Below are 19,814 nucleotides of genomic sequence, written 5' to 3'. Positions count from 1 at the left end.
GGATTGCGGCACCGTGATCAACTCCTGGGAGCCATCCCGCTCCACTGCGCGCTGAGCTGTCGCGGGCCAGGTCGTCGGCAGGCGACTGGCCCGGGAATGTACCGGAAATGCCCCGGGAATGCACCGGAACAGCTGGTCAGACGTGGGATATCAGTGGGGGTATCGGCAGAATGGCCGCATTTCCCCTCAGGGTGTAGGTGAGCGCCGCGATGGGCGCCTGACGGGCATCTGCCCTGGTCAGGCGCCCGTCTCCGGTGCCTAGAAGAAGCCGAGCTTCCGTGGCGAGTACGACACCAGGAGGTTCTTGGTCTGCTGGTAGTGATCCAGCATCATTTTGTGGTTCTCCCGTCCGATCCCGGACTTCTTGTAGCCGCCGAACGCGGCGTGCGCCGGGTAGGCGTGATAGCAGTTGGTCCACACCCGCCCCGCCTTGATCGCGCGGCCGAGGCGGTAGGCGGTGGTGGCGTCCCGCGTCCACACGCCCGCCCCCAGCCCGTAGAGCGTCTCGTTGGCGATTTTCAACGCCTCGTCCACCGAGTCGTACGTCGTCACCGCCACCACGGGACCGAAGATCTCCTCCTGGAAGATCCGCATGTCGTTGGTGCCGCGGAAGACGGTCGGCTCGATGTAGTAGCCGCCTTCGAGCCCTTCGACGGTCCGTGGGGCGCCGCCGGTGAGCACCTCGGCGCCCTCCTTCCGGCCGATGTCGATGTAGGAGAGGATCTTCTCGTACTGGTCGTTGCTCGCCTGCGCGCCGATCATGGTCGCCGGGTCCAGCGGACTGCCGCCGGTGATCGCCTCGGTCCGTGCGATGCAACGGCTGATGAACTCGTCATAGACCGAGGAGTGGATGAGTGCCCGGGACGGGCAGGTGCACACCTCGCCCTGGTTGAGGGCGAACATCACGAACCCCTCGACCGCCTTGTCCAGGAACTCGTCGTCGGCGGCGGTGACGTCGGGCAGGAAGATGTTGGGACTCTTGCCGCCGAGCTCCAGCGTCACCGGGATGATGTTCTCGCTCGCGTACTGCATGATCAGCCGGCCCGTGGTGGTCTCGCCGGTGAAGGCCACTTTGGCGATACGGGGGTTGGACGCGAGCGGCTTGCCCGCCTCGACGCCGAAGCCGTTGACCACATTCACCACGCCGGGCGGCAGCAGGTCGGCGATGAGTTCGACCACGAGCAGCAGGCTGACCGGGGTCTGCTCGGCGGGCTTGATCACCACGCAGTTGCCGGCGGCGAGCGCGGGTGCCAGCTTCCAGGCCGCCATCAGGATGGGGAAGTTCCACGGGATGATCTGGCCGACCACGCCCAGCGGTTCGTGGAAGTGGTAGGCAACGGTGTCGGCGTCGACCTCGGCGATGCTGCCCTCCTGGGCGCGGATCGCCCCCGCGAAGTAGCGGAAGTGGTCGACGGCCAGCGGGAGATCGGCGGCGAGCGATTCGCGCACCGGCTTGCCGTTCTCCCAGGTCTCCGCGACGGCGAGCTTCTCGATGTTCTCCTCGATCCGGTCGGCGATCTTGTTGAGGATGATGGACCGCTCCGTCGCCGAGGTGTGGTTCCACGTCTCGGCGGCGGCATGGGCGGCGTTCACGGCCAGTTCCACATCGGCCGCGGACGACCGGGCGACCTGGCAGATGGTCCGGCCGTCGACCGGTGACGGGTCGTCGAAATACTCCCCGCCGGCCGGCGGGACCCAGTCGCCGCCGATGAAGTTGTCGTACACCGGCGCGAAGCTGACGATGCTGCCCTCGGTGCCGGGCTGTGCGTACACCATTGCGGCTCACCTCGATGGACCTCGACGGGAACGAGTCGGGGCCACTGTCGCGCGCCCGGGTTGGCGAAAGGTTGGCGCTCCCGGCGCGGCCGGCGCGGCCGGCGCGGTGGGAGCGGTGGGAGCGGTGGGAGCGGTGGGAGCGGTGGGCGCTCCCTGCCCCGGCTTCAGTCGTCGCGCTGCGCCGCCGCCAGGCGTCCGGCCGCGATCGCCCTGCGTACGTCGGAAGGGCCGAGCATGCGTAGCGCGTGCTCGTGGACCGATGCGTCGTACGGAGCACGTTCGCCGTACAGGAGCGCGTGATCCGGGCGGCTGCTGGCCAGCACCGCCTCGCGCACGGCGACTTCGAGGCAGGAACGCCACTGGGCGATCCCCGGCGCCTGCGAACGCGGCAGCAGCGGACCTGCGTAGCGGCGCAGCGCCCCGGTGACGTCGCCGCGCTCGAGCGCCCGCAGCACCTCGACGGCGTCACAGGCGACCGGAGCGGTCAGCGCATAGGTGCGGGTGGCCACCAGCCCACCGAGCGCGCGCCGCAGACGGGAGACCTCGGCCTTGAAGGTGGACGCGGTAACCGGCCGGTCACCGTAGAGCGCGGTACGCAACCGCTCCGGCGAGAAACCCTCCGGCTCCAGGGCGAGCAGCGTGAGGATCTCCATCTGACGTGGCGGCAGAGGCAACGGCACGCCGTCGCGCAGTGCCCGCTGCGCGCCGAGACAGCGCAGCAGGAGCCGTGCGGCGCCCGTGCCGTGCTCGTCGGACCGCAGCCCGGCCTCAACGGTGGCGACCAGCGTGCGCACGGTGGACATCGCCAGCGGATGCGAGCGGTCCCACGTGGTGGACAGATCCAGCACACCCAGCACTTTGCCGTCCGGGCCGTGCACCGGAGCGCAGTAGCACACCCAGCCGTGCAGCGCCGCCACCAGATGCTCGGCCGAGAAGACGGTGCTGGGACGGCCGGTACGCAGCGCGAGGGAGAGCGCATTGGTGCCCATCGCCTGCTCGTCCCATCGCCCGCCGGGAGCGAAGTTGACCCGTTCGGCGCGGCGCTGCATCACCCGTCCGCCGCACGTCCACAAGATGGTTCCCGATGCGTCGGTGACCGCCGCGATGAATCCCGCGTCGTCGGCGATGGAGCGCAGCTCGTCGGCGAGGCCGTCGACCGGTCCCCGCAGCGGCGAGCCCGACCAACGCGGGTGTACCCGGCCGCCGTCGGTGACCGGAGCGCTGTCGCGGCCGGGGTCGACCGTGCTCAGGGAGCGCACCCAGGAGTCGGCCACCTCTCTGCGCAGGGCGCCGCCGGCCGCTGCGCCCCGTCCGTACGCCATCAGCCCGGGTACGCGGCGTGACCACTCGCCCTCCAGCGCGGCCTTCCGCTGCCGGAGATCAGCGCGAACCGACATACTGACGACTCTCTTACCGCTCCACGCGACGCGCAAGAGGCAGCTTCGAGACCGTCAGCGCGGCCGAGAGCGCCGCCCGGCAGCGCTCCAGGTAGTCCTCCAGTCGGCCTCGACGAGCTGAAGAAGCTGGGGCAGTTGAAGAAGCAGGAGCGCATCGACACCTTCGCCGGCGCCACCGGCGACCACCGGTGGATCCACACCGGGCACCCGCTCACCACACGGCAGGCCGCCTTCCCGCCCACGGGCGGGCGGCCTCCAGTTGCGCCGACAGGGAGACGAGCGTCGCCTCGTCTCCGTACCGGCCGCCGAACATCACACCGATCGGCAGCCCGGCCGCGTTCCAGTACAGCGGGACGCTGACCGAGGGCTGCCCGGTGGCGTTGTACAGCGGCGTGAACGGAGTGAAGGCCGCGAGCCCGGCGAACTCCGCGCCCGGGTCCGCGTCGTCGCGCAGACCCCCGACGCGGGCCGGAGGCTGGGCCAGGGTCGGCGTGAGGATCACGTCGTACGTGGACAGCAGCGCATCCGCGACCAGCTGCCCCAACGCCCGGAACGCGTACAGCGCTTCGGCGAACCCGGATCCCGCTACAGCGTCGGCCTCGCTGCGCAGATGCCGGGTGAGCGGCATCAGCGACTCCTCGTGCTCGGGTGCCACCGGATGGATGCGCGCCATCACCCGCCACACCGTGACGAACGCATCCCGGATGGAGTTGTCGACGGGCAGATCGATCTCGTCGACCTCGTGCCCGAGCTCCCGCAGCAGTTCCGCCGCGTCCTCGTACGCAGCGCGGCAGTCGGCGTGCAACTCCACGCCGGGCACGGGCGGCTGGGGCAGTGCCACCACCCGCAGCCTGCCCGGCTCGCGCTGCGCGTGCGAGGCGAAGGACTCGCCGGGCGGCAGCGCGGGAGCGGCGTAGGGCACGCCGGGCATCACCCCCGCCATCGCGTCGAGGAGCGCTGCCGCGTCCGCGACGCTGCGGGCGAGCGGGCCGCTGCTGCTCAGCCCGCTCACGTCGTAGAGCACCGGTCCGCTGCTGACTCGTCCGCGGCTCGGCTTGATTCCGTACAGTCCGCAGACGGACGCAGGTATCCGGATCGAGCCGCCGCCGTCGCTGCCGTGGGCGAGCGGCGCGAGCCCGGAGGCGACGGCGGCCGCCGCCCCGCCGCTCGATCCGCCGGCCGAGTACTCCAGGTCCCACGGGGTGCGGGCGGGTGGAGCCAGCCGGTTCTCGGTGTAGCAGGGCAGGCCGAACTCCGGCGTGTTGGTCTTGCCCAGCAGAATCGTCCCTGCCGTCCGCAGCCTGGTCACCACGTGGTCGTCGACATCCGGCACATGGTCGGCGTACGCGGACGAGCCCAGTGTGCACCGCACCCCGGCGACGAAGTTGAGGTCCTTGACCGGGACGGGCACACCGTGCAGCGGCGGCAGCCGGCGCTCCTCGCGCCGCGCGGCGAGCGCCTCGCTCTCCGCCTGCGCGGCCTGCTTGCGGGCGATCTCGGGCGTCACGGTGATGTAGGCGCCGACCGTCTCATTGAGCCGGTCGATCCGGTCGAGATAGTGCTCGGTCAGCTCGACGGGCGACACCGTGCCCTCGCGGATCGCCTCTGCTTGCTCCAGGCCCGTCAGATCGTGCAGCTCAGCCATGGCCGTCCTCGTCGTCCGTGGTCCGCAATCACCGGCGCCGGAATCCTCGCACTACTCGGCGGTAACCACCAGACCGCGTGCAGAGCCCCCCGTCAGCCACCGGACGGGGGGCCTGCCGGGCGCTGTCGCCGGCGGATCTCGGTCGAAACCGGTCACCGCCTGCGGCAGCCCGGGACGGAGGAGTCCGGCTGTGCAGACCGACGGCACCGCATCCGCCCGTCCGCACGGCGGCAGCTCGGTGCCGGCGGCGAAGGAGCGGCGCCCGCGGTGCGGAACGGGCCGTTCGTCCCGCGCCGGGCCCCTCCGCCTATGCCAACGGCGCATGTCCCCAGCAGGTGGCGGTCAAGCACCCGCAGTGGCGAACCACTGGACGGGCATACGTCAACCTTGGGCCCAAGCGTGACCGCGCCGGCGGCCGGGCCCGTCGCTCACACCGGGTCCGTCCCGCCCCGCCGCGGCAGTCTGTGCAGCCGCACGTCGCACAACTCCTGGCCCGCGATCCGCGCCGTCATGTACGTGCAGAACGGCTGACGACGGCGATCGGTCGGCGAGCCCGGATTGAGCAGCCGCAGACCGCCGGGCGCCACCTCGTCCCAGGGAATGTGGCTGTGGCCGAACACCAGCACATCGGCGTCCGGGTACTCTCGCGCGCACCGCGCCGCCCGCCCCTTCGCGGGCCCCGTCTCGTGCACCACGGCCAGCCGCAGCCCGCCCAGTTCGACGCGGGCCACCTCCGGCAGGCGGCTGCGCAGCTCGGGCCCGTCGTTGTTCCCGAAGACCCCGACCAGCCGACGGCTGCGTCGCTCCAGCCCGGTGAGGAATCCGGCATCCACCCAGTCTCCGGCATGGATCACCACGTCGGCCGCCTCCACCTCCCGCCACAGCTGCTCCGGAAGCCCTCGGGCGCGCTTCGGTACATGGGTGTCCGAGATCAGCAGCAGGCGCACGCCCGCATCCTGCCCGCTCACGGCGACGGAGAAGTGGCCGGGTGAGAGGTTGTCGCGGGGGAGGGCGCCCCGGGCGACGCCTTCGAGGCCGACGGCGGAGTCTTCCCGGCGGAGGAGCGAGCGGGCGCCGACGACGGGGGCGGGGGGGCGGGTGACGGCGGTCGCGACGAAGGCGGCGAGGAGGACGACGGGCTGGCGGAGGCGGACGCAGAGGCGGACGCAGAGCCGGGCCGCGACGCAGAGGCGGACGCCGATGCGGAAGCGGAGCCCGATGTCGATGCCGACCCGGACGGAGAGACGCTCGGCGGCGGCACCGGCTTGTCGTTGTGACCGCCGCCCCCCACTGGACGCTCGAACCAGCCCCCACCGTGGACGTCGACGATGAGGATCGCCTTCATCGGCTGTGGAGCCGGCGCGATCGCGATCACGCCCGTCGGCTGGAACCCCGGCCAAGGCCGGCCGATACGCCGGGCGTCACCCGCCAGCGCCACCGGCGGCGTCAGCGGATTGCCGCAAGCGCACCGCACCCTCGGCACGCCATGGGAGTCGACGAGCACCGCCGTCCCGGCCTGCATGATCGACTGGTAGGCGGTCGGGGAGCCGTTCCGGTACCCGTGGTTGGTGACCCTGGTGTCGGCGCGCAGCAGCGCGGGGGTGAGCGACCGGATGTACGCCGGAACACGGCCCGGATCGATGCCCTCGACCTGGGCCCAGGCGCGCTCTTTGGCCGGGTCCGCTGAAAGGTAGCCGATCAGCTGTCCGACGTCGCAGCTGGAAACCTTCTCGGTGCCGCCGTAAAGACCGGGCGCCGAGCCATTGACCGTACGGGTGGCGTATCCGCCTGCCGGGGAGGACGCCGTGGGCGCGGCGCTCGCCGGCGGCGAGGGTGCGCTGCCGTTCCCCGTCGAAGGCGTGAAGGGATCCGGCCCTGTCGAACTGGCGGTCTGCATGAAGACCTCTTTGGCGGTCGACGCCCCGCTCTCCAGCAGTACGGCGAGCGCGACGGCGAGACCGAGCACCGCGGCAGTCGCGGCCACCACCGCGTAGCGGGACCGCCACCACGGGGACGGCCCTCCACGGCCTCCGCCGCCACCGGGGCGCGGTGGCGCCGGGGGTGGCGGGCCGGCCGGGGGAGGGGCCGACGGACCGGAGAGCGGGCCGGTCGGTGGCCCCGAGGGGCCCGGGTGCGGTGGTCGGGAATCCACGGATGCTCTCCCCACGCGAGGCATCGTCGGGACGTACCATGCCTGACGGAACTCATCCCTCCTTCATCGCATTGTGTGCACCACCACGTCGCCGTCCGCAACTCGGCGGCGCTGCGTCACAGTCCGGGGCCCGGGGTGTAGACCGGCATCGCCCACGGCGGCGGGGGCGGCGGTTCCTGCGTCGGAAGGCCGGCGCGCCGGTCCACTTGCGTAGGGGTGTGGCGAGTACGAGCGCCTCGTCGCTCGGCGGCGGCCGCACGCAGGGCGGTCACAAACGCCACGCAGGAGCCGTAGCGGTCCTCCGGCGACTTGGCGAGTGCCGTGGCCATCACCTCGTCCAGTGCCGCGGGCAGACCGGGGCAGAGCGAACTCGGCGACGGCGGCGGCGCGTTGAGGTGGGCCCACAACAGCGCCACGTCGTCGTCACGCCGGAACGGCGGAGCACCCGTCAGCGCCTCGAACACCACGCAGGCGAGGCTGTAGACGTCGCACCGTCCGTCAACGGGCTTCCCCTCTATCTGTTCCGGCGCCACGTAGTCCAGCGTTCCGACGAACTGACCCACCGTCGTCAGCCCGCTCAGCGAGAGGGACTTCTTGGTCAGCCCGAAGTCCGTCAGATAGACGTGCTCGGGGTGCTCGGCGTCGACCCCTTCCGCGAGCAGGATGTTCCCGGGCTTGACGTCCCGGTGGACCAGGGCGTGGGCGTGTGCCGCGTCCAGGGCGGAGGCCACCTGGAGGGCGATCCGGGTCGTCGCCTGCACCGGCAGCCGTCCTTCGCGGTCCAGCAGCGCCCGCAGATCCTGCCCCTGCACATACCGCATGGCGATGAACAGGACGCCCTCGGCCTCGCCCGCCTCGAAGACGGGGATGATGTGCGGATGCTCGATGGCCGCGGCGGTCTGCGACTCGTGCACGAAGCGCTTCCTGAAAACGTCGTTGCCCGCGAGTTCGGGGGAGAGCAGCTTGAGCGCCACCGTCCGCCCGAGACGCAGATCCCTGGCGCGGTAGACCACGGCCATGCCGCCGCGCCCGATCTCCTGCTCGATCCGGTACGAGGCGATCCGCCGGCCGGTCATACCGTTTTCATGCGGCACGGCGCGCTCCTTCCACCACCTCGGCCGTCGCCGTCACCGACCGTCCAGCCGGGTGGGCTGCTGCGAGGCGGTCTCGCCGGGCGCCGCGGACTGCGCTGCTGCGCGGGAGGCCGCGGAAGGCTCCTCGGTGGCGGCCAGCGTCGTCAGATGCGTGCCGTCGCTGTAGCACCAGCGGTCGTGGTCCGCGTCGAACAGCCAGACCGCGTCCGCGTCGATGACGATGCCGACCCTCAAGTCCCGCATGCTGCGGCGGAACGTCTCCGCGTCGACTCGCCCTGCGGCAAGCTCGCCGACGGCCCAGCGATACCGCCCCACCGCCCGCTCCACCCGTTCGAGCAAAGGGCACGGGTCCTCGCTCCACGCCGCAGGGCGGCCGGCCACCGGAGCCGGCTGCGGGAGAGCGACCAGCAGACGGCCGTCGACCCACGCCTCCCAGCCGTTGGAGCACACGATCCGGCTCCAGTCGCCCGCGCGTTCCGTCTCCTGCACCGGCAGCAGCGGGTCGAGCCAGGCCGAGGGGCGCTCCCGTCCCCGGCCGGGATCAGGCCAGGCGGGAAGCCCGTCGCCAGGAGCGACATGCGTCGGCCGGAACCCGGGCTCGTGCATGCGCCCTCCTTCCGCGGGCGGCCTCCGCCATCTGCCGGCTGTCACCCGCTAGCGGCGCATGACGGCTGGCTCATGGCGGCGCAACAGCATCAACACCACAACGCCCATAACCATCGATAGCACTACCAGCATGCCCATATCGAGAATCCAGCTGCCCGCCGAGTGCCGGAACAGCGGATCCGCGGTGATGGCGCTCGGCACGATCCGGGGCAGGTCGACCGTCCCCGCCATGGCGCCGAGAGCCCAGCGCGACGGCACCAGCCACGAGAACTGCTGCAGCCCCGGCACACCGTTCAGCTTGAGCAGGGCGCCGCAGAAGACCACCTGCACGATTGCGAGGAGCACCAGTAGCGGCATGGTGACCTCCTCCTTGCGCACCAGCGCCGAGACGAGCAGGCCCAGCATCATGGCCGAGAACGACAGCAGGGCCACGGCCAGCACGATCTCCGCGAGCGGCGGCAGCCCCACCGCGCCGGGACCGCGCACCGCAAGACGGACCCCGAACAGCCCGACCATGGTGAGGACGACGGCCTGTACCACCGTCACGCACCCCAGCACGATGATCTTGGAGGCGAGATAGGCGGAGCGCGAGAGGCCGACCGACCGTTCCCTGCGGTAGATCACCCGTTCCTTGACCAGCTCCCGCACTGCATTGGCCGCCCCTGTGAGCACCCCTCCGACGCACAGGATGAGCAGCGCGTTGAGCGCCGTGCTCGCGTCGAGCCTGCTGCCCGCCAGGGCGCGTGCCATCGCCCCCATGACGAAGGGAAGGGCGACCATGATCGTCAGGAAGGTGCGGTCGGAGGCGAGCGCGGTCGTGTAGCGGCGCACCAGAGTGCCCAGCTGGGCCGCCCAGCCCTGCGGCTTGGGCGGCTCAGCGACGCTGCGCGGTGACGGTGATACAGGGCGGGGCTGCTGCATGACGTCGGTGATGTACTCACGGTGCAGCGGCGAGGCCCGGAACCCTCCGGCCCAGTCCCGCTGCAGGTCGTTCTCGAACGCCTCGAACGCCTCGGGCCATCCGGCGAAGCCGAAGAACGGCAGGGTCCGGCCGGGAGGTCCGTAGTAGGCGATTCTCCCGCCCGGGGCGAGGACGAGCAGCCGGTCGCAGACGTCGAGATTGAGGACACTGTGGGTGACGACGATGACCGTGCGGCCGTCGTCCGCCAGCGAGCGGAGCATGGTCATCACCGAGCGGTCCATGCCCGGGTCCAGGCCGGAGGTGGGCTCGTCGAGGAAGAGCAGCGACGGTTTGGTAAGCAGCTCCAGGGCGACGCTGACCCTCTTGCGCTGGCCTCCCGACAGGCTGTGAATCGCCTGATCGGCCCGGGCTTCGAGGCCGAGGTCGCCGATCACCTCGTCCACGCGCGCACGCCGCTCGCCCTTGGTGGTGTCGGCGGGGAAGCGCAGTTCGGAGGCGTATCCCAGGGCGCGGCGCACTGTCAGCTGGGTGTGGAGGATGTCCTCCTGCGGGACCAGACCGATGCGCTGGCGCAGTTCCGCGTAATCCCGGTAGAGGTCGCGGCCGTCGTACAGGACCGTGCCGTGGTCGGCGGGGCGCAGCCCGGTCAGTGCGCCCAGCAGCGTCGACTTGCCCGCGCCACTCGGCCCGACCACCGCCAGCAGGCACTTCTCCGCGACGGGGAAGGAGACGTGGTCCAGAAGCGTGATGCGGCCCTTGTCCACCCGCACCGACAGCTCCTGCACGCTGAGTGAGACCTCACCGGTGTCGACGTACTCCTGCAGCTCGCCGTCGACCAGGCGGAACGCGGCGTGGCCGATGCCGACGATGTCCCCCGGCCGCACCCGTGCCCGGAAAACCGGCTGGCCGTTGAGGTACGTGCCGTTGTGGCTACCCAGATCGACGACCTCGTAGCCGCCGTCCGGCCGCGCCCTCAGCTCCGCGTGGTTTCGGGAGACCAGCAGGTCGTCGACGGCGAGGTCGTTGTCGTGGGAGCGGCCGATCCTGATCGTCCGGGACGGCAGCGAGCGCACCGCGGTCGGGCTGCGGAACGCCCCGGTAGCCGAGGGTACCTCGGGCGGAGCCGGCTCCTGCTCGGACGGCTGCGGGACGCTGCTGAGGGCCGCCCACGGGCCGTTGACAGGATTGCCGAACCGCATGACGGTACCGGGGCCGACCTCCAGCCGGCGTATGCGCCGCCCGTCGGCGTAGGTCCCGTTGGTGCTGTCGGCGTCCTCGATTGTCCAGCCGCCCCTGCCCGGGCGCAGCACGGCATGGTGCCAGGACACTCTGGGATCGGCGAACACGACGTCGCTCTGCGGGTCGCGCCCGACCTGGTAGGAGCGGCTCGGGGTGATGATCTGGGAATCGCTTTCACTGCCGAGGAGCAATTCCGGCGCGGAGGCGTGGAGGATCCGCCGTCCCATGCCCGCATTTTACGCCGCGGGCAGCGGCACCGCCGTGGGCCGGGATCCAGGTGCGGGCAGGCCGGCCGTCCCGCGGCCCTGGCGGCCGGGCGGCGAATTGACTGACTGACGCCATTTCAGGTAATGGCATGGTGATTGATGGTTTGCGGTTGTTCTCGTGTGATGTGTTGACAGGCCGGTGGACGCAGAGCACCGTCACTGGGAGGCATTGTCAGGTAACGGGTGGTCAGGGGTGAGCCCGGCGGCGTGTTGTACCCGCGTGCCGCGCGGCGCTCGCTGCGTCAGGCAAAGCGGGAGGAGCCGACCGGTGTCACGTCGTCAGCTGCATGACCGTCGTACCGTCCACGACCGTCGTACCGTCCGTCCCGGGCGTCTCGTCGCCGCGGGGCTCGCATGCGTCGCGCTCACGGCGGCCCCCGCATGGAGCACGGCCGGGGCTTCGGCCGAAGCCGCACCCGCGCAGGCGCGTCCTTGCAGCCCGGGCACGGGCGGCTGGGTGGGCTCCTGGGAGACCGCTCCGGCGTCCGGAGTGCCCGGCCCGCGGGGCGTGGCGTCCGGCTACACCCTGCGGCAGGTGGCGCATCTGAGCGTCGGGGGGACCGCCGTGCGCGTACGGCTCTCGGACAGATTCGGAACCAGCCCGATGCTGCTCGGGCATGTCACCGTCGCCGTGCAGGCGCCCGGCTCGCCCACCGCGGCCGCCGAGCCCGGAACGGTCCGCAACGTGACCTTCGGCGGAAAGCCGTCGGCTGCCGTCCCGGCGGGACATGACCTCGTCAGCGACGCGGTGCGGCTGCCGGTGAGTTCCGGCGCGAACCTGATGGTCAGCACCTATCTGCCGAACGTGTCGGGCCCGGTGACGACCCATCCGGAAGCGTTGCAGACGTCCTACTTCGCTACCGACGGCGACCACGCGGGTGACAGGTCGGGGTCGGCGTTCACCGGGACCACGGTGCAGTGGCACGACCTGACCGGCATCGACGTCCTCGACCGGCCGGCCCGCGGCAGCGTGGTGACGCTGGGCGATTCGATCACCGACGGCAACCAGTCGACGGTGGACGCCGATCGGCGGTGGCCCGATGTGCTGGCTCGCCGGCTGCTGTCGCTGCCGCCGTCCGGACAGGCCGGCGTGCTGAACGCCGGCATCTCCGGCAACCGGTTGCTGCTCGACGGCGGAACGATGGGCGTCAAGGCTCTGGACCGCCTCGGCGAGGATGTCTTCTCGCGAACCGCGGTGTGCACGCTGGTGGTGCTGGAGAGCATCAACGACATCCAGCAGTCACCGCACCAGCTCGACCCGGCGAAGATCGAGGCCGCCTACCGGCAGATCGTCGGCGAGGCGCACGCGCGGGGGATCCGGGTGGTGGGGGCCACTCTGCTGCCGTTCAAGGGGTTCGCCGTCTGGAGCCCTACGCTGGAGCAGACCCGTGAGGCGGTCAACGCATACATCCGCACCAGCGGGACCTTCGACGCCGTCGTCGACTTCGACAAGGTCATGCGCGACCCGTCGGACCCGCTGCGGATGCGGCCCGCCTACGACTCCGGCGACCACATCCACCCCGACGACGCCGGGTACCAGGCGATGGGCGACGCGGTAGGCCTGCGGCTGCTCTTCCCCGGGCAGTACGGGAGCGGTGCGGGCTGAGCCCGCCCGTCCGGCCGGCGAGGCGCTGCCGGTCGCCGGCGACGGATTGTCCGTGACCTGGTCGGCGAACTCGGCTTCGACACCGTGGACGCCGGCGGCATCGACGATTCCTGGCGCCAGCAGCCCGGTGCCCCCGTCTACGGCCTGCGCGCCGGCGTCGAGGAGGTCACCAAGGCCCTGGCGGAGGCAGCCCAAGACCGCCCCGAGGAGTTCCGGGCATAGGTGACCAGTGCTGAAGGCCATGGATGACCGCGCGTCGCTGACGCGCGCCGTCGGTTGGCTGAGGTGTTCAGGCCGAGCGATGGCCCGGTGGTGCTGCTCAGTCATCTGGCCAGCCCCGGCGGTTCCGCCGGCCCCGCGCGGCTGTGCCCCGGCGTACCGCGTCCGCGGGGGCACAGCCGTGACGCGGGATGCCGTCCGGCGATGTGCCGGACCGGTCAGTGCTTCCCGCCGGCGCGGCGGCGCTTGATCGTCACTGCTGCGGTACCTGCAACGACCAGCAGCGCGGCGCCGCCGACGACCTCGATGGTGTTCATCACGCCAATGCTGCCGCCGAGGCCGGTCTTGGCACCCTTGGTGGGCGCGGTGGGCTTGCCGGACTGACCGGGCAGGCCGGGCGCGGCGGACGCATTCGGAGCCGAGGTGTTCGTGCCGACCGACACACCCATGACGTGCACGGTGACGTTGTACGTCTTGCCGCCGACGCCGCACTCGATGGTGACGTTGTAGTCGCCCGACCTGGTACCCGACGGCACCTTCACGGTGACGAACATGTGGTTGGCGCCTGCGGACATGATGGCGTCGCCGAACAGCGTCGACGAGGCCTTCGCTCCGTTCGCCATGTCACAGTGCTTGTCATCGCTGATGGTCAGGGCTTGTCCGGGCATGGCGGGGTTCGGATCGACGCTCGCCATCGCTGCGGGCGCACCGAGAGCGAGTGCCGAGGCAGCGGCAAGGGTGAGGACGGCTATGCGACCAGACTGCATGGTTTCTCCTGATTCCGGATGCGGCCGGGTGACCGCTGTGGGCAATTCCGGCCTATCCGGATAAAAGCACCGACAGGATTCGGGCTGCGACACGAGCGGACGCACCACATCACCCTGACGCCGCATCACCGGACTCCCGGAAGGATGCATTCCTGCACGTCTTCCGGCGCGTAGTCGCCATTCGGAGCAAATGCGGCGGTACGCCCGTACGGGGGATGACAAGAGCGGACCTCGTCATCCGCCGCGACCGTTCAGGGCCGTTCAGGGCCGGTCACGACCCGTCGTCCGGCCGGCGGCGCGCTGTCGCGGCGCCACCACCGATCGCGGCCAGCAGCAGAGCCGCGCCGAGCCCGATCTGTGTGGCGTTCATACCGCCGAAGGTGCCGCCGGCACCCGTCCTTGCGCCCTTCCTGAGTGCAGCAGAGGGCGACGACGTCGGCGACGAGGACGACGAGGTGCCGGCGATGGTGATCGTGCCGTGGGCGGTCATCCCGTCACAGGTGAACGTCACCGGATACTCCGCGCCGGGCTTGGCGTCGGGGTACACCTGCGTGATGCCGGACATCTCGCCACCGCTCAGCGGCTGGAGCTGGACCGCCCCGAAGGCACCGCCCCCGTCCGCACTCGCCGAGGTGGCGCTTTCGCAGCCCGCCATCGTCACATGGACGGCCTGCCCGGGCCGGACCGTCGATGGCGAGACGCCACCCGAGACCCCGGATGCGGAGGATACGGCGGTCGCGGCCGTTGCGGACAGTCCGACGGTCGTGGCGGCGAGCAGAACCGCCGTGGCGGTGGCGGTGGTGGACCTGGATCGCATGTGAGCCTCCCGCAACGACGCTATGAACGCACCGTGCCGGTCGCGATCCAGGAAGGTCCATCAGGAGCTGTCGGGGAGGTGCCGATGCTCTCGATCCTCCGGGTGCTGCCTTGCGCACCTGTCGACGGCGTCGTGGTCGGCACCAGCCGCGGCCCGGGACCTGCTGACGCACGCTCGCGAACAGTGTGTCGTACTGCGGAACGGCCTGGCCCCGGACAAGAGGTGCGGCGGCCCGCCGGACCTGGACGCCCGCTGCGTCACCTGGCCGAGGAAGACCGGCACCTGCGCGGTGTCGCCCCGCAGTGGGGTGACACCGGCGACGGGTAGATTGCCGCCTGGTCCGATTACGCCTGTCCGATCGCGGCAAGCAGTTGCCAAGGCAGCCGCCACCCCGGCTGGTTGCGGCCAAGGGCCGCCTCACCCCTCCTGTACGCGGCGAACACGGTCGCGGGGATGCCGGGCGCGTAGGCCGCGGGAGCGGGACGGCCGCCATACGAGGATCCCTCCCGTAGGACGAGAACGACCGTAGGACAGCCCCCGAGGACCGCCTGCCCCGCGGGCAGGTATCCGATGTCAATTCATATGCGTGAACTCACGTTTGACGGAGTGTGGGAGGCCGGGGCGCTCTGGAGCCCCGGCCTCCCACACTCCGAAGGGTCAGTTGCCGGCGGAGTCGCTTGCCGCGTCGCGGTCCGCGGCGTCCGCCGCGCTCTGTGCGGCGTCGACCTTCTGTTGCATCTGCTGGAGTTGGTCACCCGACGGCGCGGCCGGCGTCGACGACGCAGCGGGCGCAGCCGAGCCCGTGCTGCTGCCGGAGTGCGCACACCCTGACGTGGCCAGGACCGGGACGGCGATGAGTGCCGCCACCACTACGGACATTCGACGGCTGCGCATTACGACGACGCGTCCGCGGTCTTGCCGTCGTTGTTGGCGGCGCACCAGGACGCGACGGTCTTGATATCGCTCTGCCGCTGTTCCAGGGTGGGCAGGAGCGCCTCGCGTGCGGTGAGGCGGTCACCGAGGAATTTCGCGATCGCCGTGTGGCCCTCGTTCTTGGCGTTCTGGATCCGCTGCTCCAGGTACTTGATCGAGCCAGGCGTACCGACGCCGGCATCGATGCGCGTGACGGCGCGTGCGAGCCGCCGTTCGATCCTGGGCACCCTGCGGCACAGCGCCCGCGCGCCGTCCGTCTTCGGGCCTGCGGCCTGGACCGTAGTGGACGCGCTCGTGCTGCCCGCCGCGAAGGACGGCTCCGAAGCCACCAGGGATCCGGTCAGGGCAAGTCCCGCGACGGTCGCGGCGGCCATCGCCTTGCGACGCTTCATCTTGGCTGTCTCCACTTCGTGAGAACTGCTCTTACGTGGAGCGGCCCGCCGTCTCCTCTCGCCTTCGGCATGGGAGACCCCTGGGAGACCGCAACGGGCCGTCTGGCGGAGACAGTAGGGAGCCTTCTTGTGGTTTCCTTGTGGGCTCGCAATTCCCCCTCCGGATCGGCAAACCACTCGTTACGGGAGTTTTCTCCTCGGCGTGTCCCGGCAGAAACGATGCAGTGCCGGACAATCCGGCACAGAAGGAGGGAACTCGTGATGCATCCGGCTCTGATGAAGTCCGCCGTCGCGGCGATAGCCGGCGCCAGCCTGATGTGCGGTCCAGCGACCGCCGCGACCGCGGCGACCGATGTGGCTCGCAATGTGGCGCCGGCCGCCGCGCCGTGGGTCACTGACGGGGGCGTCGTCTCGCACCTCCCGCTCCGCATCCGCTACGGACCGACCACCGCCGACTGGATCGAGGGCAGTTTCCGCCCGGGGACCCATCTCCGGGTCAGCTGCAAGGTTCGCGGCGAGTACGTCTGGGGGAACCGCCTCTGGTATCTGCTCGGAGACGGTCAGGGCTATGTCTCCGCCCGCTACGTGCGCAACTACCACTACGTCCCCTGGTGCCGTTGAGGGCCGTCGGCACCAGGTTCGAAACTCTGGCAGAGGAGGGGAGTAGAAGGGTAGAAAAGGGGTAAGACAGAAGAAGAGGGGAAATAGGGGAAGATAGTGTGTTCCGCCCGGAGTTCGGGGCTCCGGGCGGAACACACCGTCGTCATCGGGCCGTTGGCTGTCCCGAAACGCTCAGCCAGTTGCGATTGCGCGGCAGTTCGAGGGTCCGGGTGTCACCGGCCGTGCCCTCCGCGAGCGGCAGCCGTACCTCGAAGCGCGTACCGGGACGGCCGTCCGGCCGGTCCAGCACCCGGACCGTCCCGCGGTGCAGATCCACCTGCTGGGCGACGAGGGTGAGGCCGAGACCCGTGCCAGGGCTGTCGGGACCGCGTTCGAAGCGCTGGAACACCCGCTCCCGTGCCTCCGGCGGAATGCCGGGTCCCGCATCGTTCACCGTCAGTACGGCGGCGGGCCGCGCCCGGTCGCCGGACGGCCGCAGGACGACCTCGATATCGGCCGGCGCTCCCGGCCGCCGTCCGTGGACCAGCGCATTGCCCAGCAGATTGTCGACGACCATGCGCAGCCCCGGCTCCCAGCCGGGTATCCGCAGCCCCGCTCCTGCCCGCACAACGAGCCGCGCCTCCGGCGCGCGGCGCGCGATGTCGGCGGCTGACGCCTCCACCAGCTCGCCCAGATCGACCGCCGTGAACGCATCGGCCTCCACCAGATCGCCCTGGGCGAGCGCCCGCAGCGCCGCGAGCAGCCCCAGCAGCCGCGCCTGTTCACCCCGCAGGTCCGCCAGCACCTCGGCCCGTTCCGCCGGGTCGAGATCCGGATGGGCGGAGAGGATCTCGAGATTGGTCTGCATGCTCATCAGCGGCGTGCGCAGCTCGTGCGAGGCCGCCGCCGAGAACGACCGGGCGGTCGCCAGCGCTTCTCCCGTCCTCGCCGCCTGCTCGTCGTAGCGGGCGAGGAGTGTCTGGAGGGCGCGCGCCAGGTCATCGACCTCCGTGACATGGGACGGCGTGTGCTCCAGACGGGCCGTGCTGGTGCGGGGGTCGAGGCCGCCCGCGCGCCGCTGCAACCGCCGCAGCGGCAGCGTGGCCCGCTCGGCGATCGCCCAGGCGAGCAACGCGCCGACCGGCGCGGCAATCAGCGCAGTGAGCAGGACACGGCCCCGCACCGCGCGGACCTGCCTCTTCACCAGCGACTCGGGTGAGAACACCCAGAGCGTCGCCCCCGACGCCTGCGCCGCGCCGACCGGCCGGGAGAGCGCCTCCCAGCTGAGGATCCCGTCGGTGACCGTGACCGGGTTCTGCCCGCTGGCGGGCAGTTGCACCGAGTCCGCCGGTTGCGGCCCGCCCTCGGACAGCACCGTCCCGTCCGGCCTCACCAGCCGCACGCCCACGTCGAGAGCGTCGGCGAAGAGCCGGTGCTGCCGGGTCTGCTCCTGGGCCACGCGTCCGTTCTGCTCGCTCGCGATCACGTTCCGGGCCACCGGCAGCAGCAGCGCCACCCGGTCCCGCAGGTGTGCGGTCTGCTCGGCGCGCGCGTCCCGGTTCACGAATTGCACCAGCAGCGCGCCCGAGGCGAGCACGAGCAGCGGCACCATCACCCCGACCGCAAGGGCGATCCTCGTCGACAGCCTCATCGCGCACCCTCACGCAGGACGAATCCCACGCCGCGCACGGTGTGCACGATGCGCGGCCGCCCGCCGCCCTCCAGCTTCCGCCGCAGATAGCTGACGAACGTGTCGACGGCGTCGGTGCGGACCTCGAAGTCGTATCCCCACACCCGGTCCAGCAGCTGGTCCCGTGTGAGCACCACCCCGGCGTTACGGGCCAGCACTTCGAGCAGCTCGAACTCCCGCCGGGTCAGCCGCACCGCCGCCCCGCAGTACGTCACCTCATGCGAGGACGGGTCGAGGAGGAGATCACCCGCCCGCACCACGTCGGTGGGGGCAGGCGGGCGGCGGCGCAGCAGCGCCTCCAGGCGCAGCTGCAGCTCCTGCAACGCGAACGGCTTGACGAGGTAGTCGTCGGCGCCGGCCTGCAGCCCGGCGACCCGGTCCTTGACCTCGTCGAGCGCGGAGAGCATCAGGACGGGTATGTCATCACCGGCGGCGCGCAGCCTCCGGCACACCTCCGTCCCCGAGATGCCGGGCATGGACACGTCCAGCACCAGCACGTCGGCGGCGTGCGCCTCCAGCTGAGCGAGCGCCGCCTCACCGCTGTCGGCGAGTGCCACGTCGTAACCGTTCAGGCGCAGCCCTCGCCCGAGCGAGCGCAGGATCGCCGCATCGTCGTCCACTACCAGTACGCGCATGCGGTAGAGCATCGCATGTCCGGAAACGGCCGCGGAACGGCCCGCAAGCAGCACCCAAGCAGCTCCCCGCGGGGGCGGGAACTACACCGTCCGGACGGCAGCGGTCGCGGATCGTGCCTGGTCACCGCAGTATCGGTCGAGGTGCGGTGATCGAAAGGCGGACGGCGATGGGGCCCCTGCGTGCCGGGACGAAGCGAGTCGGCCCGTGGTCCAGGCGCGTGGCCGCGTTCCTCCTGGTCGGCGGCTGCGCCGGCCTGGTGTCGTGCGGGACCGGCGGCGGCGCCGGCGCCCGGTCGTCCGCATTCGCCGCCGATGGCGGCTGGTCGGCCCAGCGGTTGCGCCATGCGGGAGGCGTGGGCCACCACCGCCGCATGGGCACCGGATACACATCCCCGCCCACGATCCGCAACGCCCGCATCGGTGCCCTGTTCGACCACGACTCCGGCGGCGACCACTTCTGCACCGCCAGCGTCGTCCAGAGCCCCGGCAAGGACCTGATCGTCACCGCTGCCCACTGCATCCACGGCGGCAGGGGCCGCACATACAAGTCGGACATCGTCTTCGTCCCCAGCTACCGCGACGGCGTCGCTCCCAAGGGCGAATGGCACGTCAGACGGCTCGTCGTCGACCGGCGCTGGATCGACTCCTCCGACCCCGACCTCGACGTCGGATTCGTCGTCCTGCAACCTCTCGGCGGCCGCCACATCGAGGACGTGCTCGGCGGCAACCGGCTCGGCGACGACATGGGGTCCGGCCGGAAGGTGAAGCTCACCGGCTACCCGTCCAACGGCAGCGAGCCGATCTCCTGCCACAACGTCATCACCCGGTTCGGCGCACACCAACTGCGCATCGCCTGCACCGGATTCCCGGGCGGCACCAGCGGCAGCCCCTGGCTGACCGGGTTCGACCCCGTCACCCGCACCGGCACCGTCATCGGCGTGATCGGCGGCTACCAGGCGGGCGGCAACACCCCCGACGTCTCCTACAGCGCGGTCTTCGGCCAGGACGTGCACGAGCTCTACCTGGCAGCGACGGCGCAGGAGGGACGACGGTGAGCC

At 71.2% G+C, this 19,814-nt stretch carries 17 protein-coding genes and 1 pseudogene; 4 read left to right on the top strand and 14 right to left on the bottom strand.

Features of this window, described 5'->3' with window-relative positions; genetic code table 11:
• Positions 1-258 precede the first annotated feature (258 nt).
• From exaC to NGB36_RS05350, 8 genes are all read right to left on the bottom strand, one after another.
• Positions 259-1,776 (bottom strand): acetaldehyde dehydrogenase ExaC, encoded by a 1,518-nt coding sequence (exaC, locus tag NGB36_RS05385; protein WP_255918891.1) that lies wholly within the window; start codon positions 1,774-1,776, stop codon positions 259-261.
• A gap of 164 nt (positions 1,777-1,940) precedes the next feature.
• Positions 1,941-3,173: a GAF domain-containing protein gene (locus tag NGB36_RS05380; protein ID WP_255918890.1), complete on the bottom strand. Its 1,233-nt coding sequence runs from the start codon at positions 3,171-3,173 to the stop codon at positions 1,941-1,943.
• 211 nt (positions 3,174-3,384) lie between these two features.
• Positions 3,385-4,818, bottom strand: coding sequence for an amidase (locus tag NGB36_RS05375; RefSeq protein WP_255918889.1), 1,434 nt, complete (start codon positions 4,816-4,818; stop codon positions 3,385-3,387).
• 428 nt (positions 4,819-5,246) lie between these two features.
• Positions 5,247-5,765, bottom strand: coding sequence for a metallophosphoesterase family protein (locus NGB36_RS05370; protein WP_255919022.1), 519 nt, complete (start codon positions 5,763-5,765; stop codon positions 5,247-5,249).
• Positions 5,766-5,782: 17 nt separating this feature from the next.
• Positions 5,783-6,802 (bottom strand): DUF6777 domain-containing protein, encoded by a 1,020-nt coding sequence (locus NGB36_RS05365; protein WP_255918888.1) that lies wholly within the window; start codon positions 6,800-6,802, stop codon positions 5,783-5,785.
• Between the two features lie 284 nt (positions 6,803-7,086).
• The gene (locus NGB36_RS05360) at positions 7,087-8,046 is read right to left on the bottom strand and encodes a serine/threonine-protein kinase (protein WP_255919021.1); all 960 of its coding nucleotides are present in this window, start codon (positions 8,044-8,046) and stop codon (positions 7,087-7,089) included.
• A 51-nt stretch (positions 8,047-8,097) separates the two neighbouring features.
• Complete coding sequence (locus tag NGB36_RS05355) at positions 8,098-8,670, bottom strand: SH3 domain-containing protein (protein ID WP_255918887.1); 573 nt, start codon at positions 8,668-8,670, stop codon at positions 8,098-8,100.
• A 48-nt stretch (positions 8,671-8,718) separates the two neighbouring features.
• On the bottom strand, positions 8,719-11,058 hold the full coding sequence (locus NGB36_RS05350) for an FHA domain-containing protein (protein WP_255918886.1): 2,340 nt from the start codon (positions 11,056-11,058) through the stop codon (positions 8,719-8,721).
• A 307-nt stretch (positions 11,059-11,365) separates the two neighbouring features.
• On the opposite strand from NGB36_RS05350, the gene NGB36_RS05345 reads away from it, so the two are divergent.
• Together NGB36_RS05345 and NGB36_RS05340 are read left to right on the top strand one after the other, a co-directional pair.
• Entirely contained in the window at positions 11,366-12,703 is a 1,338-nt protein-coding gene (locus NGB36_RS05345) for an SGNH/GDSL hydrolase family protein (RefSeq protein WP_255918885.1), read from the top strand.
• Between the two features lie 39 nt (positions 12,704-12,742).
• A pseudogene (locus NGB36_RS05340) lies at positions 12,743-12,925 on the top strand (NADP oxidoreductase); the annotation flags it as partial.
• Positions 12,926-13,140: 215 nt separating this feature from the next.
• Here NGB36_RS05340 and NGB36_RS05335 read toward each other — a convergent pair.
• The 4 genes from NGB36_RS05335 to NGB36_RS05320 form a co-directional block, all read right to left on the bottom strand.
• A complete protein-coding gene (locus NGB36_RS05335; RefSeq protein WP_255918884.1) occupies positions 13,141-13,689 on the bottom strand; it encodes a hypothetical protein in 549 nt (182 codons plus the stop codon).
• Positions 13,690-13,960: 271 nt separating this feature from the next.
• Positions 13,961-14,506, bottom strand: coding sequence for a hypothetical protein (locus tag NGB36_RS05330; protein WP_255918883.1), 546 nt, complete (start codon positions 14,504-14,506; stop codon positions 13,961-13,963).
• A 657-nt stretch (positions 14,507-15,163) separates the two neighbouring features.
• Positions 15,164-15,373, bottom strand: a complete 210-nt coding sequence (locus tag NGB36_RS05325) for a hypothetical protein (protein ID WP_255918882.1) — start codon at positions 15,371-15,373, stop codon at positions 15,164-15,166.
• 26 nt (positions 15,374-15,399) lie between these two features.
• Positions 15,400-15,831 carry a hypothetical protein gene (locus NGB36_RS05320; RefSeq protein WP_255918881.1) on the bottom strand — a complete coding sequence of 144 codons (432 nt, stop codon included), beginning with the start codon at positions 15,829-15,831 and terminating at the stop codon, positions 15,400-15,402.
• Positions 15,832-16,092: 261 nt separating this feature from the next.
• Between NGB36_RS05320 and NGB36_RS05315 the strand changes: the two genes are divergently transcribed.
• Entirely contained in the window at positions 16,093-16,452 is a 360-nt protein-coding gene (locus tag NGB36_RS05315; RefSeq protein ID WP_255918880.1) for an SH3 domain-containing protein, read from the top strand.
• Between the two features lie 142 nt (positions 16,453-16,594).
• Here the strand turns inward: NGB36_RS05315 and NGB36_RS05310 are convergent, their stop codons facing one another.
• Entirely contained in the window at positions 16,595-18,082 is a 1,488-nt protein-coding gene (locus NGB36_RS05310; protein WP_255918879.1) for a sensor histidine kinase, read from the bottom strand.
• The gene (locus NGB36_RS05305; protein WP_255918878.1) at positions 18,079-18,756 is read right to left on the bottom strand and encodes a response regulator transcription factor; all 678 of its coding nucleotides are present in this window, start codon (positions 18,754-18,756) and stop codon (positions 18,079-18,081) included. Before NGB36_RS05305 ends, NGB36_RS05310 begins: the two co-directional genes overlap by 4 nt.
• 218 nt (positions 18,757-18,974) lie before the next feature.
• Between NGB36_RS05305 and NGB36_RS05300 the strand changes: the two genes are divergently transcribed.
• The gene (locus NGB36_RS05300) at positions 18,975-19,811 is read left to right on the top strand and encodes a trypsin-like serine peptidase (protein WP_255918877.1); all 837 of its coding nucleotides are present in this window, start codon (positions 18,975-18,977) and stop codon (positions 19,809-19,811) included.
• Positions 19,812-19,814 lie beyond the last annotated feature (3 nt).

The organism is Streptomyces humicola (genome assembly GCF_024436035.1).
In the GTDB taxonomy this organism is placed as follows: domain Bacteria; phylum Actinomycetota; class Actinomycetes; order Streptomycetales; family Streptomycetaceae; genus Streptantibioticus_B; species Streptantibioticus_B humicola.
Note: the sequence above shows the minus strand (reverse complement) of the source record. Positions and strands in the feature narration are given on the sequence as shown.

Bases quoted from the DNA above. Each gene is read 5' to 3' on its own strand.
- NGB36_RS05375 (WP_255918889.1), bottom strand. From the start codon at position 4,818: ATGGCTGAGCTGCACGATCTGACGGGCCTGGAGCAAGCAGAGGCGATC.
- NGB36_RS05360 (WP_255919021.1), bottom strand. From the start codon at position 8,046: ATGACCGGCCGGCGGATCGCCTCGTACCGGATCGAGCAGGAGATCGGG.
- NGB36_RS05320 (WP_255918881.1), bottom strand. From the start codon at position 15,831: ATGAAGCGTCGCAAGGCGATGGCCGCCGCGACCGTCGCGGGACTTGCC.
- NGB36_RS05315 (WP_255918880.1), top strand. From the start codon at position 16,093: ATGCATCCGGCTCTGATGAAGTCCGCCGTCGCGGCGATAGCCGGCGCC.
- NGB36_RS05355 (WP_255918887.1), bottom strand. From the start codon at position 8,670: ATGCACGAGCCCGGGTTCCGGCCGACGCATGTCGCTCCTGGCGACGGG.
- NGB36_RS05380 (WP_255918890.1), bottom strand. From the start codon at position 3,173: ATGTCGGTTCGCGCTGATCTCCGGCAGCGGAAGGCCGCGCTGGAGGGC.
- NGB36_RS05350 (WP_255918886.1), bottom strand. From the start codon at position 11,058: ATGGGACGGCGGATCCTCCACGCCTCCGCGCCGGAATTGCTCCTCGGC.
- exaC (WP_255918891.1), bottom strand. From the start codon at position 1,776: ATGGTGTACGCACAGCCCGGCACCGAGGGCAGCATCGTCAGCTTCGCG.
- NGB36_RS05335 (WP_255918884.1), bottom strand. From the start codon at position 13,689: ATGCAGTCTGGTCGCATAGCCGTCCTCACCCTTGCCGCTGCCTCGGCA.
- NGB36_RS05310 (WP_255918879.1), bottom strand. From the start codon at position 18,082: ATGAGGCTGTCGACGAGGATCGCCCTTGCGGTCGGGGTGATGGTGCCG.
- NGB36_RS05330 (WP_255918883.1), bottom strand. From the start codon at position 14,506: ATGCGATCCAGGTCCACCACCGCCACCGCCACGGCGGTTCTGCTCGCC.
- NGB36_RS05305 (WP_255918878.1), bottom strand. From the start codon at position 18,756: ATGCGCGTACTGGTAGTGGACGACGATGCGGCGATCCTGCGCTCGCTC.